Origin of the sequence: Xanthomonas sp. 3793 (genome assembly GCF_024806835.1) — a bacterium.
GTDB lineage: Bacteria > Pseudomonadota > Gammaproteobacteria > Xanthomonadales > Xanthomonadaceae > Xanthomonas > Xanthomonas arboricola_F.
Window position 1 is genome coordinate 351,820 of the sequence record NZ_JANTYU010000003.1, and the last position, 15,219, is coordinate 367,038.

At 66.4% G+C, this 15,219-nt stretch carries 12 protein-coding genes; 2 read left to right on the top strand and 10 right to left on the bottom strand.

The window, feature by feature from the left end:
- Nucleotides 1-128 precede the first annotated feature (128 nt).
- A complete protein-coding gene (locus FHY18_RS11905; RefSeq protein ID WP_259155968.1) occupies nt 129-1,118 on the bottom strand; it encodes a CsgG/HfaB family protein in 990 nt (329 codons plus the stop codon).
- Nucleotides 1,119-1,416: 298 nt separating this feature from the next.
- Here FHY18_RS11905 and FHY18_RS11910 point away from each other — a divergent pair, with 298 nt between their 5' ends.
- Complete coding sequence (locus tag FHY18_RS11910) at nt 1,417-2,478, top strand: lipid A deacylase LpxR family protein (RefSeq protein ID WP_259155263.1); 1,062 nt, start codon at nt 1,417-1,419, stop codon at nt 2,476-2,478.
- A 216-nt stretch (nt 2,479-2,694) separates the two neighbouring features.
- Here the strand turns inward: FHY18_RS11910 and FHY18_RS11915 are convergent, their stop codons facing one another.
- From FHY18_RS11915 to mltB, 3 genes are all read right to left on the bottom strand, one after another.
- Nucleotides 2,695-3,900, bottom strand: a complete 1,206-nt coding sequence (locus FHY18_RS11915) for a D-alanyl-D-alanine carboxypeptidase family protein (protein ID WP_046965072.1) — start codon at nt 3,898-3,900, stop codon at nt 2,695-2,697.
- A 240-nt stretch (nt 3,901-4,140) separates the two neighbouring features.
- Complete coding sequence (locus FHY18_RS11920) at nt 4,141-5,541, bottom strand: septal ring lytic transglycosylase RlpA family protein (RefSeq protein ID WP_259155264.1); 1,401 nt, start codon at nt 5,539-5,541, stop codon at nt 4,141-4,143.
- A complete protein-coding gene (mltB, locus tag FHY18_RS11925; RefSeq protein ID WP_259155265.1) occupies nt 5,538-6,677 on the bottom strand; it encodes a lytic murein transglycosylase B in 1,140 nt (379 codons plus the stop codon). Before mltB ends, FHY18_RS11920 begins: the two co-directional genes overlap by 4 nt.
- Nucleotides 6,678-7,012: 335 nt before the next feature.
- Here mltB and FHY18_RS11930 point away from each other — a divergent pair, with 335 nt between their 5' ends.
- A complete protein-coding gene (locus FHY18_RS11930) occupies nt 7,013-7,396 on the top strand; it encodes a hypothetical protein (RefSeq protein WP_259155989.1) in 384 nt (127 codons plus the stop codon).
- Here the strand turns inward: FHY18_RS11930 and FHY18_RS11935 are convergent.
- The 6 genes from FHY18_RS11935 to FHY18_RS11960 all read right to left on the bottom strand — a co-directional run bounded on the left by FHY18_RS11935 (nt 7,323) and on the right by FHY18_RS11960 (nt 15,197).
- Nucleotides 7,323-8,720 carry a glycosyl hydrolase family 28 protein gene (locus FHY18_RS11935; protein WP_259155267.1) on the bottom strand — a complete coding sequence of 466 codons (1,398 nt, stop codon included), beginning with the start codon at nt 8,718-8,720 and terminating at the stop codon, nt 7,323-7,325. The two genes, FHY18_RS11930 and FHY18_RS11935, sit on opposite strands and share 74 nt — an antisense overlap.
- A 316-nt stretch (nt 8,721-9,036) precedes the next feature.
- A complete protein-coding gene (gene rodA, locus FHY18_RS11940) occupies nt 9,037-10,155 on the bottom strand; it encodes a rod shape-determining protein RodA (protein ID WP_259155268.1) in 1,119 nt (372 codons plus the stop codon).
- Nucleotides 10,152-12,212, bottom strand: a complete 2,061-nt coding sequence (mrdA, locus tag FHY18_RS11945; RefSeq protein ID WP_259155269.1) for a penicillin-binding protein 2 — start codon at nt 12,210-12,212, stop codon at nt 10,152-10,154. Before mrdA ends, rodA begins: the two co-directional genes overlap by 4 nt.
- 3 nt (nt 12,213-12,215) lie before the next feature.
- A complete protein-coding gene (mreD, locus tag FHY18_RS11950; RefSeq protein ID WP_259155271.1) occupies nt 12,216-12,701 on the bottom strand; it encodes a rod shape-determining protein MreD in 486 nt (161 codons plus the stop codon).
- Nucleotides 12,698-13,978 carry a rod shape-determining protein MreC gene (mreC, locus tag FHY18_RS11955; protein ID WP_259155272.1) on the bottom strand — a complete coding sequence of 427 codons (1,281 nt, stop codon included), beginning with the start codon at nt 13,976-13,978 and terminating at the stop codon, nt 12,698-12,700. Before mreC ends, mreD begins: the two co-directional genes overlap by 4 nt.
- Nucleotides 13,979-14,150: 172 nt before the next feature.
- Nucleotides 14,151-15,197: a rod shape-determining protein gene (locus FHY18_RS11960; protein WP_003482734.1), complete on the bottom strand. Its 1,047-nt coding sequence runs from the start codon at nt 15,195-15,197 to the stop codon at nt 14,151-14,153.
- Between the last annotated feature and the right edge of the window lie 22 nt (nt 15,198-15,219).

Sequence of the window (15,219 nt, forward strand, 5' to 3'; positions counted from 1 at the left end):
CGATACACCCGCCAAATCAGGCCGCGCCCGGAGGGCAGCTGCACGCGCTGGACACCTAATTTTCGGGACGCCGGCCTGACTGTCTGACACGGGGCGATCGGCCGGACACATCCGGCCGATGCCAGTGCTTACTTGGACAATTGCAGCATGGCCGACGATACCCAGCCGCGGTTGCCCATCTCGTCCTCGACTTCCCACATGACGCCTTCCTTGGTGCCGGTGGGGTACAGCATCATGCCAGGCTCCAGCGTGCGCACTGCTGCGCCAGAGCCCTTGGCGTTAGCCAACAGACGCCCTGCGCGAGTGACCGTGACCGCCTGCTGGGTGTTGGACGCGGCCGGATTGCCGGACAGCCCGCCCAGCTGAGTGACGACATCGGTGTACGCCTGCAGATAGGCCAGCGTGATCACCTGGCCAATCTCGGTATTGGCATAACCGCCAACGCCAGCTGCACCCAAGCCGCCGCCAGTGAAGAGGCCACCCGCACCGCCCCAGCCCATATCGGTTCTCTTGGCGTTACCTTCGGCCATGGCAACCTGCTCGGACGAGCGCACATCGGTGATGGTCAACGCTACGTCAGCAGTCTTCTTGGTGAAATTCAATCCTCCCACCAGGGCGCCCGCATTACCGCCCACCAAGCCGCCCAGCAGACCTGCCATCGCGCTGCCGCCAGCATTGCTGTTCTGCGAAATGAGGTCTGGCGTCATTACGTAGTCGGCTGCGCGGATCTGCCCCTTACCCACGTTGGAACGCGCACGCAGATCGCCACTGGCCGCCAGATCGCGCTCGCGCTGCGATGCAGCCATGCCCGCACCACGATCCACCAGGGTGAAGCAACGTGACTTGTTGACAAACACCTTGATCAACTTGGAAGGCGCCGGCAACTGCTGACCCGTCCACCAGTCGACCGCGTCTTCCGGCTCGATGACCGACAGGCTGCCCAGCGGCTTGGCGCACGTCGGGATCTGCGCAACGCCTTGTTTGCGTTCGTCCTGTGCGGAACCCTTGCCCTTGAAGGCATCCTTGAAGCCGGCCGATGCCGGCGCGCTGACGCTGGCCAATGCAATACCCAGCACGCTGGTCAGTGCCACCGCGCTCAAAGAAATCGTCTTGCTCATGTTTTTCCCCTGACACCTGCGCTGCCCTTGGCGAACGCGATCCGTTGGTGATGAAATGGCCTGCAAGGCCGCCGTTCCTTGGGGCTTCTTTCCCCGGGGCGCATCATATGCTATTCGCGCGCGCTTTTCATCGCTACTCCGTCGCAGTGTCGGCGCGTCAGATGGAACGGATCGGTGCCTGAGCCAGCGTCGCTGCGGCGCGGCCCCCAGGGCATGATGGCTCGCTTGTTCACGCGGCGCAGCCGCGGGCGCAGGCACCTTTGCACCATCCCGCCCCTCCTTGTCCACCAGGCCTTCCATGCTCCGACCGCGCGCGTTGTCTGCTGCCTTGCTGCTCTCTCTCACCGGGCTGTCGATGCCGGCCATCGCGGCGGATCAGTGCGATTCCAGCCGACTGGGTCGCACGCCGCCGGCGGTCAATTTCCGGGTCGACAACGATTTGTTCGGCGGTGAAGACCAGGACCAGGGGTATTCCAACGGTGCGGTATTGACCCTGGTCTCGCCCAACCTGGTCGACTACACCGACGACCCGTGCCTGCCGCGCACCGCACGCTGGGTCAACAGCTATCTGGAGCGGCTGCACCCGGGCGAGTTCGACCAGCAGAACATGGTGTTCTCGATCGGCCAGGCGATCTTTACGCCCACCGATTACACCCGTCGCGACGTGATCCCGGACGACCGTCCGTATGCGGGCATCCTGCTGGCGAGCTTTGGCTACAACGCGCGTAACGATGCGCACCTGCGGACCACGCAGTTGCAGGTGGGCGTGGTTGGCCCGTGGGCATTCGCGCAGGAAGCGCAGGATGCGATCCACGACGCGCTGGGCGACGAGAAATTCCAGGGCTGGGACAACCAGCTGCACAACGAGCCGCTGATCAACCTGGTGCACGAACGCATGCGCCGCTGGCCGGCCGATGCCAGCGGCAATGCCGATGGATTGGGCTGGGACTTCATCTCGCACTGGGGCGGCGCAGTGGGCAACATGGCGACGCACCTGAACGCCGGTGGCGAAGCGCGTTTTGGCTGGAAACTGCCGGACGATTTCGGCAGCACCCCCACCCGCCCGGCGGGCGAAAACACGGCCCCGAGCCGGCTGGGACGTGCCAGTGGCTGGTCGGGCCACCTGTTCGTGACCACAGACGCACGCTGGGTGATCCGCGACATCACCCTGGATGGCAACACCTTCCGCAACAGCCACAGCGTGGACAAACGCCCGTTTGTGGGCGATGTCGGCTACGGCCTGGCGGTGATGTACGGCCGCTGGAAGTTCGCGCTGGCCCGCTACCACCGCACCCGCGAATTCGAGACCCAACGCGAAACCCCGGTGTACGGCAGCTTCACGATCAGTCGGATGCTTTGAGGGCTGGGATTGGGGAGTCGGATTGGGGATTCGCAAGAGCGTGCTGTTTGTGCTTTGCGACAGTCGGCCTCCGGATCGAAGTTGGAACTCGGGACCCCGATCCGTCAAAGCGGGCAGCCGGGGCTTTGCACCCGCTCTGGCTGTTGCGAATCCCGAATCCCGAATGCCCAATCCCCGCCAACAAAAAAGCCGGCTTTCGCCGGCTTTTTCTTTGGATCACTCCGATTCCCACCACATCCAGAACGAATCCCAGAGGCGCTTGAAGAAGCCGCCCTCCTCCACTGCGTTGATGGCGACCAGCGGGGCCTGGGCAATGATCTTGCCATCCAGGCTGACCTTGACGGTGCCGACCTGCTGACCCTTCTTGATGGGCGCTTCCAGGGTCTTGGCCACTTCCATGCTGGGCTTGAGATCGTTGTAGCGGCCGCGCTGCAGGCTGACCTGCAGCGGCTGGGCCACGCCCAGTTGCACTTCGTCCTGCGCACCCTTCCAGACCTTCTGCTTGGTCACGACCTTGCCGGGCGCGTACAGGCTATGGGTTTCGAAGAAGCGGAACCCCCAGTTGAGGAGGGCCAGGCTGTCGGTGGCGCGTTGCTCTTCGGAGCTATCGCCCATGACCACCGCGATCAGGCGCTGGTCGCCGCGCTTGGCCGAGCTCAGCAGGCAGTAGCCGGCTTCGGAGGTATGGCCGGTCTTGATGCCGTCCACCGCCGGGTCGCGCCATAGCAGCCGGTTACGGTTGCTCTGCTTGATCGAGCCGACCTGGAATTCCTTGATCTTGTTGTAGGCGTAGGTTTCCGGGTAATCGCGCACCATCGCGCGGCCCAGCATGGCCAGATCGTAGGCGGTGGAGTGATGGCCTTCGGCGCTCAACCCGTGCGCGTTGACGAAGTACGAATTCTTCATGCCGATCTTGGCGGCGTAGCTGTTCATCAACGAGGCGAAGGCTTCTTCGCTCCCGGCCACGTGCTCGGCCAGCGCGATCGCGGCGTCGTTGCCGGACTGGATCGCCATGCCCTTTTCCATGTCTTCCAGACGCGCGGTCTGGTTGACCGGGAAGCCGCTGTAGCTGCCGTCGGTGCCGGCGCCGCCCTCGCGCCAGGCGCGCTCGCTCATCATGACCTGGTCGTCGCGCTTGACCTTGCCGTTCTTGATTTCTGCAGCCACCACGTAGGACGTCATCACCTTGGTGATGCTGGCCGGAGCCAACTGCTGATGGATGTTCTCGCCGGCGAGCACCTGCCCGGTGGCGTAGTCCATCAGGATCCAGGATTTGGACACGGCCGGCGCGGGTGCGGGCGGAACCGGCAGTGCAGCCGGCGCGGCAGCCACGGCGGGAGTCGGCTGCGGCGCGGGTGTCTGGGCGCAGACCAGGCCGAAGGCGAACGTGGCCAAGGCAGCGGCGGCGAAGCGGAATTTCATTGAAGAACGACTCCTGACGGGCCCGAAGGCTGGGTAATACGAAATTGTAAGGTGCGATGAAGATTCAGGCGACGCACGCCGGGTCCCACGCGCCTGCGCAGTTCAGTGTTGCAGTCAGTTGATCGCGCGCCGGACGCCCCAAGCCACTGGCTGCGCATGCACGTCGACGCGGTCGGCGCCAGCCCAGCGCCTCGGGTCGCTGACCGCGATGGCCGCTCCTGACGGCATGCCGGTCTGCGCTCAGTTGGCGACGATCTGCGGGCGACCGAAGCCCAGCCCGGCGATGCGCTGGGCGATCTCCGAGGCATTGGCGTGGTCGCGTGCATTGACGCGCAAGCGCCACAGAGTGCGGCCACCACTGACGATGTCGCTGACGCTGGCACCGGCGATACCGGCCGAGGCAAGCTGCGACAGCGCGCGGTTGGCGTTTTCGCGGCTGGCGAAGCTGGCGACCTGCAACAGGATGTCGCCAAGGGCGGCTTCCGCTGCACTCGGCGCCTTGGCCGGCGCTGGATCGGTCTTGACCGGGCGCGCAGGCGCTCCGTTGTCCACTGGCCTGACCACTGCAGCCGCCACCGGCGTGGCAGCGACAGGCGCAGGCGTGGCCGATGCCGGACGCGGCGCAACCGCTGCCGGCTTGCCGGTCGCAACGCGCACGCCCTGCGCCTTCATCCAGGCATCGAAATTGTCCGGATTGCCGGGTTGTCGCGACTCGGCAACGTTGTAGCGCCAGCGCTCGCCGGCGGGTTTGGCCGGCGCAGTGGCGAGGGATGTCGCAACGGGGACGGCAGCCGCGCTTGCAACCGCCGCGCGCGGAGCAGCCGTGCCGGTGGGCAGACGCTGCACCAGGCCATCGATCTGGCTGCTGCCCGATGCCGGCCGCGCGGTGGCAACAGCCGTCGTGACCGGCACCCGTCCGCGATTGCGCTTGGCCAACAGGTTGCCGTTATCGGCTTCGGTCAGCCCGCGCACTTCGACATTGCCGGTGCCCTTGCCGGTGATGCCCAGCTTGACCGCGGCGGCGTAGCTCAGATCGATCACGCGACCATCGTGAAACGGGCCGCGGTCGTTGACGCGCACCACCACCGAGTCGCCGGTATCGGTATTGGTCACCAGGGCGAAGCTGGGCAGCGGCAGCGTCTTGTGCGCGGCGGTGAAGGCGTACATGTCGTAGACCTCCTTGTTAGAGGTCAGCCGGCCGTGGAACTTGCTGCCGTAATACGAGGCGGTACCGCGTTCGACATAGTCGCCCGGGTTGTCCATCACCACGTAGCGCTTGCCCAGCACTTCATAGGGCGAGCGATTGCCGACCGCCGAGCGCGGCTCGTCGGTGACCAGCGGTTCGGGGATACAGGCCACGTTCGGTACGTGGTCGGGCGTGGTGTCCTTGACGCCGGGTTTGTACAGGCCGCCGGCGGTGTAGTCGCCGCGTGTGGACGGGTCTTCCTTGGCAGCGGCATACGGCGAGGTCGACGGGCATCCGGTGGCGACATACGCCGGCCCCTTGCCTTCGACCTTGACGCCCTTGACGGCGCCGCTGCCCTTGGCGCCGACGCTTTTCTTCGGTGCGCTGCTACAGGCCGCCAGGCCGAGCATCAGCGCCATCGGAATCAGCCACTTGGGGCCTGTCATGCTGTTCATGCCGGGGGTAACTCCTTGCCGGCGATGGCCTCGGACAGCTGGAACACGGCCATCGCATACATCTTGGAAATGTTGTACCGGGTGATCGCGTAGAAATTCTGGAAGCCCAGCCAGTACTGCTTGCCGTTGGCGTCGTCCAGGCTGATCGGGGTGGCGGTGCTGCCCGCCACCACCGGCGCACCAGGGTGATACCCGCGCGCGGACAGATCGGCCAGCGTGTATACCGGCGACCAGTCGGTGGGATTGAATTCCTCGTGACCGGCAGCCAGCGTGGCCGGCACGGCGACCTGACCGCCGCGCACCCAGCCGCCCTTCTTGACGAAGTAGTTGGCGATCGAGGCAAACACGTCGTTGTAATCGGTAAACAGATTGCGCTTGCCATCCGCATCGCCATCGACACCGAACTGGCGGTAGCTGGACGGCATGAACTGGCCCATGCCCATCGCGCCGGCATAGCTGCCGATCAGGCTGGTGACATCGAGCTGCTCTTCCTTGCCGAGCGCGAACAGCTGGCCGAGTTCGTCGCGGAAGAACAGCTCGCGACGCACTTCGCGCTCGAGCTTGGCCGGGTCGCCACTGCGCGGGTAGCGGAACGCCAGCGTATACAGCGCGTCCAGCACGCGATATTTGCCGACATTGCTGCCGTAACTGGTCTCTACCCCGATGATGGCCACGATCACCTGTGCCGGCACGCCGGTAGCGGCTTCGACCTTGCTCAGCTCGGCGCGGTGCTGGGCCAGGAAGTTACGCCCGCCATCGATCCGCGCCTGGGTGATGAACATCGGGCGGTATTCGTTCCACGGCTTGACCCGCTCGGCCGGCCGCGACATCGCGGTGACGATGGCGTCCTTGAACTGCGCCTGCGCCAGCACCGCGTCGATCTGGGCGGCGTCGATGCCGTACTTGGCGGCGGTGTCGCGCACGAAGTTGGCGCGTGCGATCTCGAAGGGCACCGGGGTCAGATCGACCGGCGGCAGCGCGGGGGCTTCGGCGGCGGCGCTTGCAGGCGCGACCGGAGCCACTGGCGGCTTGGCCGGCGGTGCGCTGGCAGCCGGCGGCGGGGACGGAGGGCTGGGCTGGGTCGCGCAGGCGACAAGGCCGAGGGTGAGCAGGCAGGTCAGGGTGCGTCGAATCATCGGCCGAGGGTAACAGACATCAGATGAACTTCTGGCAATAAAGCCATGAAACGAAAGAGCTTTAGCCGAAGTCAAGGCATGCCGCAGCATCGCTTGACGCGCACAGCTCACTCGCTCATGTGGGCGCGGCACGAAAAACCCTGGGCACGCACGGATGGGACCGCTGCAAAGGAGCAGGACGTGTGGAGACGGCTTGGCGGCACACGGACAAGTGCGCAGCGGGCGTGTCTGGCCAACGTGGCGACGGCGGCAATTGCCGCCATCGCGGGATCGCGGGATCGCGGGATCGCAGCCTGCGATTTTCAATCGCTTTGCGGTTGCGACAGAAACAGCTCGTGATCCGCGACCAGATGGCCGAGCTGGCCGAAGGCCGCGCCGCATTGGCGTTGAGCGACGCCGGGCTGCGCCGCGTCACCGACGTGTTGCCGGTGTTGATCGCCTTCATCGACAAGCATCTGGTGTATCGGTTCGCCAATCTGCAGGCGTGGTACCGATCGTCGATGTCTCAGCATGGCCCAGCAGCCCGCCCCGTCGGTTCAACCGATCGGCGAAGGCGCAAAACGCGCCGGCACCGATCGGCGCTGCAGCGTGCCGGGAAAAGGCAGAAGATCGGGCGCGGCCCGGAGGCCGGCCGCGCCCGATGGATCACAACGCCAGGAAACGCGGTGCCGTCGAGCAGGTCGGGATGGCACCACTCACCTGCACCGGGCCGGTGGTGACACCGGTACCGGTCGGCGTCAGGTCACTGTTGACAAGCCCGATCTGTGCGTCGCTGGCAGCGACGGCCTTGTTGCCTGTCGCAAGATTGGCCAGCACCAGGTCCAACGGTGTCTGCGCATCAAAGCCTTTCAGGATCCAACCCTTGCCCTTGAGCCCGACATCGGCGGTGGTGCGCAAGCCGTTGACGACGATCTCCTTGAAGCTGGGCTTGGTGCCGCCGCTACCGGATGCATAGAACGGGTTGATCACCAGCGGGCTGGTCACGCCGAACAGGCAGGTATTGCGGTAGGTGACCAGGCTGACCGGGCCGCCCTTGACGATACTGGTCTTGATGCGCAGCCCGTTGTTGTCGGTACTGCGGTTGCCGGCATCGTCGGTGGCGGTGATGACGTTGTTGTCGACCAGCACATTGTTGACCCCGAACATCACTTCGCTGCCGATCGAGATGCCGTGGGTGCCGTAGCAACGGTTGTCGCGCACGGTGATGTTGCCGGACTTGGAGGCGATGGTCTTGATCGCCACGCAATCGTCTCCGCCCATCACATCGTTGTCGACCAGACTGGCGTTGGTCACGCTGTCCAGGTCCAGGCCATCGGTGTTGGGGCTGGTGGCCGGCGATTTCACCCGTACGCCCCAGATGGTCAGGCCATCGACAATATGCGCGAAGAAATGGAAGTACGCCGCATTGATCAAGTTGATGTCGTACAGCGTAAACGCCGTGGAGTTCTGCACCTTGATCAGGTCCGGGCTGTTCTGTACCTGCCCGGCCGCCTTGGCGTTTTCGCCGAACTGCCACCAGCTGGTGCTCTTGCCCAGCATGGTCAGATCGCCGCGGCCATCGATGGTGCCCTGACGCCCGCCGGTGCGGATGCCCATCACGCCCGACTTGACGCCCTTGACGCTGATCAGCGGCGCGCAGCCGCCGCTCTTGGAACCTGCCACGCCGCAGCCGCTGCCATAGTCGGCCGGATTGCGTGAGCCGTACAAGGTGACGCCCTGGTCGACCACCAGCGTTACGCCGCTGGGAATGGTCAGCGGGCCGGTCAGAAATGCGTTGCCGCTGCCACCGGTCAGCAGCACGCTGCCGTTTTTGCAGGCATTGAGCGCGGCCTGGATGGTCCTGGTATCCGGCGGCGAGTGCTCGGTCGCATCATCGAATTGACGCCCGGTCGGCGTCAGCCCAGCCTTCAGGGACGGCGAACACGTGGCTGGAATGGTGGGTTGCGCGACAGTGCGGGTATCGCCGGTGGCGAAGGTGACGGCACTGGCCTGCGCGGACAGCAGCAGACAGACACCGCCGATGGCGGCGGTTAGCAATTTCATGGAAAAGGCACCCGAAAGAGAAATGGCGCGCACCTGCACAGGCAACGCGACGCGTCCGCCATCACTGCAGCGGCGTGGCGGACTCTACGGAGCATGCCCCGCGCGTGCAGAGCGCGAGCGAACCAAACGCCGCGCGCGCGAAGTCAGCCTGCATCGCGGTGTCGTCATTGCAATGCAGCGCGCAAAACGCGGAGTGATCGATGCTTGGCCGGCGCACTGACACACGCGTGACGCATCGATCAGGGTTGCACTGCCACGCATGCCGCTGGCGCGTCAGCTGCGCCGGTGCAACGCAGCGATGCGACTGCGCGAGGCCTCAATATCCATGCACCGGTCGGTGCGTCTTCACTGCCATCACCAGGCCCAATCCGGCCAGCAACGACACCGCCGAGGTGCCGCCGTAACTCATCAGCGGCATCGGCACGCCAACCACCGGCAGCAGGCCGGAGATCATGCCGCCGTTGACCAGCACGTACACGAAGAAGGCCAGGCCGGTGGCGCCGGCAACCAGGCGCGAATAGGTGTCACGCGCCTGCGAGGCGATCCACAGGCAACGGCCGATGACGATGAGATATAGCGTCAGCACGGTGGCCACGCCGATCCAGCCGAATTCTTCGCTGAGCACCGAGAACGCAAAATCGGTGGTCTGTTCGGGAATGAAGTTCAGATGCGATTGCGAACCCAGCCCCCAACCCTTGCCATCCAAGCCGCCAGAGCCAATGGCGATCTTGGACTGGATGATGTTCCAGCCGGCGCCAAGCGCGTCGTTCTCGGGGTTGAGGAACATCATGATGCGATCCTTCTGGTAAGGCCGCAGCAACCAGAACCAGGCCACCGGCGCCGCCGCCGACACGCCGCCCAGGCCCACCGCTACCCACCACCATGGCAGGCCAGCCAGCAGCAGCACGAAGACGCCGCTTGCGGCAATCAACACGCCGGTGCCGAAGTCCGGCTGCAACATGATCAGCGCGGTGGGCACGCCGATGATCATGCAGGTGACCAACACGGTGGAAATGCGCGGCGGCAGCGGCATGCGGTGCAGATACCAGGCCGCCATCATCGGCAGGCTGATCTTGAGCAGCTCGGCCGGCTGCAGGTAGAACACTTTCAGATCCAGCCACTGGCGGCCGTATTTGCCGGTGCCCAGTGCGAACACCGCCAGCAACGGCAGCATCGATAGGCCATACACCCACGGCGTCCAGGCGCGCAGGCGCAGCACCGACATGCGCGAAATGCCCCACATCGCGGCGATGCCGATGACGAAGCGAACGCCTTGCGCCATCACCAGGTGATCGCCGTTGGCCGCGCCGCCGGCGCTCTTGAGCACCGACAGGCCGATCACCATCAGCGCGCCCAGCGCCAGGCACAGCACCCAGTCCAGGCTGCGCGTGAAGCGCGCGGCCATGTCCACCAACCAGCGCAGGATGTCACTCAATGATCGGTCTCCTGCACCGCATCGGGCACATCCGGCACCACCGGCTGCGCGGGCGTGGTGGGATCCAGCGCCACCGCAGTCTGGCCGATCACCACCGGCAATTCTTCCAGCGTGGCGGCTGCCGCATCGCCGGCCGCACGTGCATCTGTGGCGCCGGCTTCGAACTGGTTGATGCCCACCGCGGTCATGCCGAGCTCGCTGTCCAACGGCAGGAGGCCCGCGGGCATCTTGCCCAGCAGCCAGGCGTCGAAGATCTTGCGGGCGATCGGCGCGGCCGAACTGGTGCCGAAACCACCACCCTCCACTGCCACCGCCACCGCGATGACCGGGTTGTCGGCCGGCGCGAAGCCGACGAACAGGCCACGGTGACGCAGATGCAGCGGCAGGCTGCGCGGGTCCACCGCGGCCACGCCCTTGCGGCTGACCACCTGCGCGGTACCGGTCTTGCCGGCCATCTGGTACGGCGCGCCCGGCGTGATCGCATAGCCGGTGCCGCCGGGGCGCATGGTGTCCATCATGCCCTCGCGCACCACCTGCAGATGCGCCGCGCTCGGGCTGATCGGCTTGCCCGGCGGCTGGATCATCGGCTGCCAGGGGTGGTCGAAACCGGTGCGCTGCTCCAGCACCAGATGCGGGCGCAGCAGCAGCCCGCCGGCGATCGCCGAGACCCCGCGTACCAGCTGCAACGGAGTCACCTTCCAGTCGCCCTGGCCGATGGCGATGTTGACGGTATCGCCGGGATACCAGCGCTCCTTGCGGGTCTTGTACTTGTAGGCCGGCGACGGCAGGATGCCGCCGATTTCGCCCAGCAGGTCCACCCCGGTGGGCGCGCCGAACCCGTAGCCGCCCATGTACTGGTCGAAGCGCTCGATACCCATATCCACCGCCAGGCGGTAGTAGTAGGTATTGACCGACTGGGCGATCGACTTGCGCAGGTCGGTCCAGCCGTGACCGCCGCGGTGCGAGTCGCCCCAGCCGCGGCTGACGCCGGGCAGGTAGAACATGCCGGTGGAGAGCACACGGTCTTCCGGCCGGCGCAGGCCGCTATCGAGCCCAGCCAGCGCGATCAGCGGCTTGAGCGTGGAGCCCGGCGCCACGCCACCCAGCACCAGCCGGTTGAATTGCGGCCGCGACGGGTTGTCGTTGAGCATCTTGAAGTCGGTATGCGAGATGCCGTTGACGAACAGGTTGGGGTCGTAGCTGGGCAGGCTGACCATGCCCAGGATCTCGCCGGTGCGCGGGTCCATCGCGATCGCCGCACCTTCGTGCTCGCCGAACGCGGCCACCATCGCGCGCTGCAGGTCGGCATCCACCGACAGCCGCAAGTCCGCACCCGACTGCGGCGCGACCCGGCCGACGGTGCGGATCGCCCGCCCCTGCACATTGGTTTCGACCTGCTCGTAGCCCACCTGCCCGCGCAGGTCCTGTTCGTAATAGCGCTCCAGACCGGACTTGCCCATATGGGTGAGCGCGGCATTGCCCTCGCCCAGCACCGCCAGGTCTTTTTCATCGATACGGCCGACGTAACCGATGATGTGTGCGAACAACGGTCCGTAGGGGTAGCGCCGGGTCAGATACGGCTCCAGCTCCACCCCGGGAAAGCGCCAGCGCTCCACCGCAAAGCGCGCCATCTCTTCGTCGCTCATGCGTAGCTTGAGCGTGACCGGCAGGAAGCTGCGGCGTGCACGACGCTCGCGATTGAAACGCTCCAGGTCCTCCGGCGCGATCGGGATCACCTTGCCCAGCGCGGCCAGCATGGCGTCCATGTCGGCAACCTTGTCCGGGGTCACGTCCAGGCGGAACGCCGGCACGTTCTCGGCCAGCAGCCGGCCGGTGCGGTCGTAGATCATGCCGCGCCCGGGCACCACCGGCTTGGGCTTGATGCGATTGGCTTCCGAGCGGGTGGCGTAGACCTCGTGGTCGAGCACCTGCAGCTTGAAATACCAGCCGCCCAGGCCGACCAGGCAGATCACCACCATCACGAACCCCAGCACCGCGCGCCGGCGGAACTGCTCGGCCTCGGCATGCGGGTTCTTGGGCTGACGCCGACCGTGCATGGGCTACTTCTTGCTCCGCTTGCCCAGGCGCAGCGCATCCAGCAACACGAACAGCGGCGGCCACAGCGCCATGCCCAGCAACGGCGCCCACCAGTAGCTCCACGGCAGGGTCGGCTCGCCGATCGCCAGATGCACCGCCGAAGACACGATGCGGTCGTTGAGCAGCAGCCCGCCGATCGCCAGCGCCTGCTGCGAGACCGGGAAGAAGCGCATCCGCGCGCGGAAGCGCTGCAGGATGAAGGTCATGATCACCAGCCGCAGCGCCTGCTCGCCCAGCAGCCCGCCGTACAGCAGATCGGCCAGCACACCGGCCACGAAAGCCACACCCAGGCCCACCCGATCCGGTTCCTCGATCACCCAGTAGGCCAGCACCAGCGCCACCCAGTACGGACGCAGCGGCTGCACCACCGCCGGCAACGGCAGCAGCCCCAGCACCAGCGCGATGAACAGGCTCACCGGCAGGATCCAGGTGTTGCGCATGCGGGTCATTGGTCCGTCTCCTGCGGAGACGGACGGGATTGGGGATTGGGGATTGGGGATTGGTTGGAAGCCGCGCCCTGCGGCAGAGCGGGACGGGATGCGGGAATCGGGATATTGGACGCGTTTGACGCGGGACGGCGGGCCGGTGTGCTGGCCGGGCGGCCGGACGCTGGCGCGCTGGACGGCTGCGCGCCGGGCGCGGCAGATATCGGCGCGGACTGGGTGCGCGGCGCGGTTCCGGTTCCGGTTCCGGTGCTCGATACCGTGTCGGCCGTCGGGCGTGCTGGATCGATCGCTGGGTTGGACACTCCGCCCGCCGGCGTGCGTGGTGTTGCGGTCACCGGCGCATTCGCTGGGGCGCTGGCGGCAGCCGTCTCGACACCGTTGCCGTTGCTGTTGCCAATCCCGTCTCCCGAATCCCCAATCCCGGCCCCAGGCACCACCCGCAACGGCTTGCCGGCGCGCAGCAGCAGCACATCGCGGCCGCGATCGAGCTTGGCGGCCGGGGTCAGTTCGCCGACCAGGAAGGCGTGGGTGTCGTCCGGATGCAGTTCGGACACCTTGCCGACCGGGAAGCCGGCCGGGAAGCGGCCGCCGAGGCCGGAGGTCACGATTTCATCGCCCACCTGCACGCCGGCACTGAGCGGGATGTCGCGCAGTTCCAGACGGTCGCCGCGGCCATAGACGATCAGGCGCACGCCGTTGCGCGCAACGCTGACCGGCACCGCGTGGTCGGGGTCGGTCAGCAGCAGCACGGTCGAATGCAGCGGGGTCACTTCGATCACCTGGCCCATCAGCCCGCCGGCATCGATCACCGCCTGGCCCATCAGCACGCCATCGCGGCTGCCGGCATCCAGCAGCAGACGCTGCCGGGTCGGGTCCAGGTCGATATCCAGGATCGGCGCCAGCTGCACGTCCAGGCCACGGCGCTCGGCGACGTTGAGCAGCTCGCGCAGCTGCGCATTGTCCAGCGCGGCGGTCTGCAGCCGGGTCAGGCGCGCATTGGCCACCAGCAGCTGGTTGCGCAGGTCGCGGGTTTCCTCCACCAATTGCGCATGAGTGGCGGCGTTGTCGCGTACTTGCGAGCCGATCCGCCCCGGCAACCCGGCCACCGCCCAGATCGGCTGGATCAGCAGATTGGCCTGCATCCGCAGCTGGCTCAGCCAGCTGCCGCGGCTATCGAGCGCGATCAGCACGATCGCCAGCACCAGATAGACCAGCAGCCGCAGCGTGGAGGTGACTTCGCCCGGACGGGAGGCGACGGGAGGACCGGCGTAGGAGGGCACTTTCAGGGCCGGGATTGGAGATTCGGGACTGGGGATTCGGGGAGCACTTGGCTGGCCCCGAGGCGAATGCGGCTAACACGTGAATCAGCGGGACTGCGCGGCAATCCCACCGGGCCGTAGGCAGGAACCGCCTTTGCGAATCCCCAATGCCGACTCCCGAATCCCGAACGCCTCACTCCGGCGCGAAGAACTCGTTGCCATGCATGTCCACCAGCTCCAGCGCGCGGCCGCCGCCGCGGGCCACGCAGGTGAGCGGGTCGTCGGCCACCTGCACGTGCAGGCCGGTTTCTTCGGAGATCAGGCGGTCCAGGTCGCGCAGCAGCGCGCCGCCGCCGGTGAGCACGATGCCGCGCTCGGCGACGTCGGCGCACAGTTCCGGCGGGGTCTGCTCCAGCGCCAGCTTGACCGCCGACACGATGCCCGACAGCGGCTCGTGCAGCGCTTCGAGCACTTCGTTGGAGTTGATCTTGATCATCTTCGGCACGCCCTCGGCGAGGTTACGGCCGGAGATTTCCATCTCCTGCACCTCGTCCTGCGGGTAGGCGCAACCGATCTGCAGCTTGATGCGCTCGGCGGTGGCCTCGCCGATCAGCATGCCGTGGTTGCGGCGTACGTAGTTGGTGATCGACTCGTCGAAACGGTCGCCACCCACGCGCACCGACTGCGAGTAGACGATGCCGTTGAGCGAGATCACTGCCACTTCGGTGGTACCGCCGCCGATGTCGATGACCATCGAGCCGCGCGCCTCGGTCACCGGCATGCCGGCGCCGATCGCTGCGGCCATGGGTTCTTCGATCAGGTACACATCGCGCGCACCGGCCTCTTCCGCAGATTCCTTGATCGCGCGGCGCTCCACCTGGGTGGAACCGGCCGGCACGCACACCAGCACGCGCGGGCTGGGGCGCAGGAAGCGCGACTTGTGCACCTTTTTGATGAAGTGCTTCAGCATTGCTTCGGTGTAGGTGAAGTCGGCGATCACGCCATCCTTCATCGGGCGGATGGTGGTGATGTGCCCCGGGGTGCGGCCGAGCATCTGCTTGGCCTCGGCGCCGACGGCGGCCACCGAGCGCGTGCCGCCGATGGCGCGGTCCTGACGCACCGCCACCACCGATGGCTCGTTCAGCACGATGCCCTGTCCGCGCACGTAGATCAGCGTATTGGCCGTGCCCAGATCGATGGACAGGTCGTTGGAGAACATGCCGCGCAGTTTCTTGAACATCGAGGGAGTTGTTCCTGGGTAA

What these genes read in the sequence shown, in the direction of transcription:
- FHY18_RS11905 (WP_259155968.1), bottom strand. Translation starts at nt 1,118, where the DNA reads ATGAGCAAGACGATTTCTTTGAGCGCGGTGGCACTGACCAGCGTGCTG.
- FHY18_RS11910 (WP_259155263.1), top strand. Translation starts at nt 1,417, where the DNA reads ATGCTCCGACCGCGCGCGTTGTCTGCTGCCTTGCTGCTCTCTCTCACC.
- FHY18_RS11915 (WP_046965072.1), bottom strand. Translation starts at nt 3,900, where the DNA reads ATGAAATTCCGCTTCGCCGCCGCTGCCTTGGCCACGTTCGCCTTCGGC.
- FHY18_RS11920 (WP_259155264.1), bottom strand. Translation starts at nt 5,541, where the DNA reads ATGAACAGCATGACAGGCCCCAAGTGGCTGATTCCGATGGCGCTGATG.
- mltB (WP_259155265.1), bottom strand. Translation starts at nt 6,677, where the DNA reads ATGATTCGACGCACCCTGACCTGCCTGCTCACCCTCGGCCTTGTCGCC.
- FHY18_RS11935 (WP_259155267.1), bottom strand. Translation starts at nt 8,720, where the DNA reads ATGAAATTGCTAACCGCCGCCATCGGCGGTGTCTGTCTGCTGCTGTCC.
- mrdA (WP_259155269.1), bottom strand. Translation starts at nt 12,212, where the DNA reads ATGCACGGTCGGCGTCAGCCCAAGAACCCGCATGCCGAGGCCGAGCAG.
- mreD (WP_259155271.1), bottom strand. Translation starts at nt 12,701, where the DNA reads ATGACCCGCATGCGCAACACCTGGATCCTGCCGGTGAGCCTGTTCATC.
- FHY18_RS11960 (WP_003482734.1), bottom strand. Translation starts at nt 15,197, where the DNA reads ATGTTCAAGAAACTGCGCGGCATGTTCTCCAACGACCTGTCCATCGAT.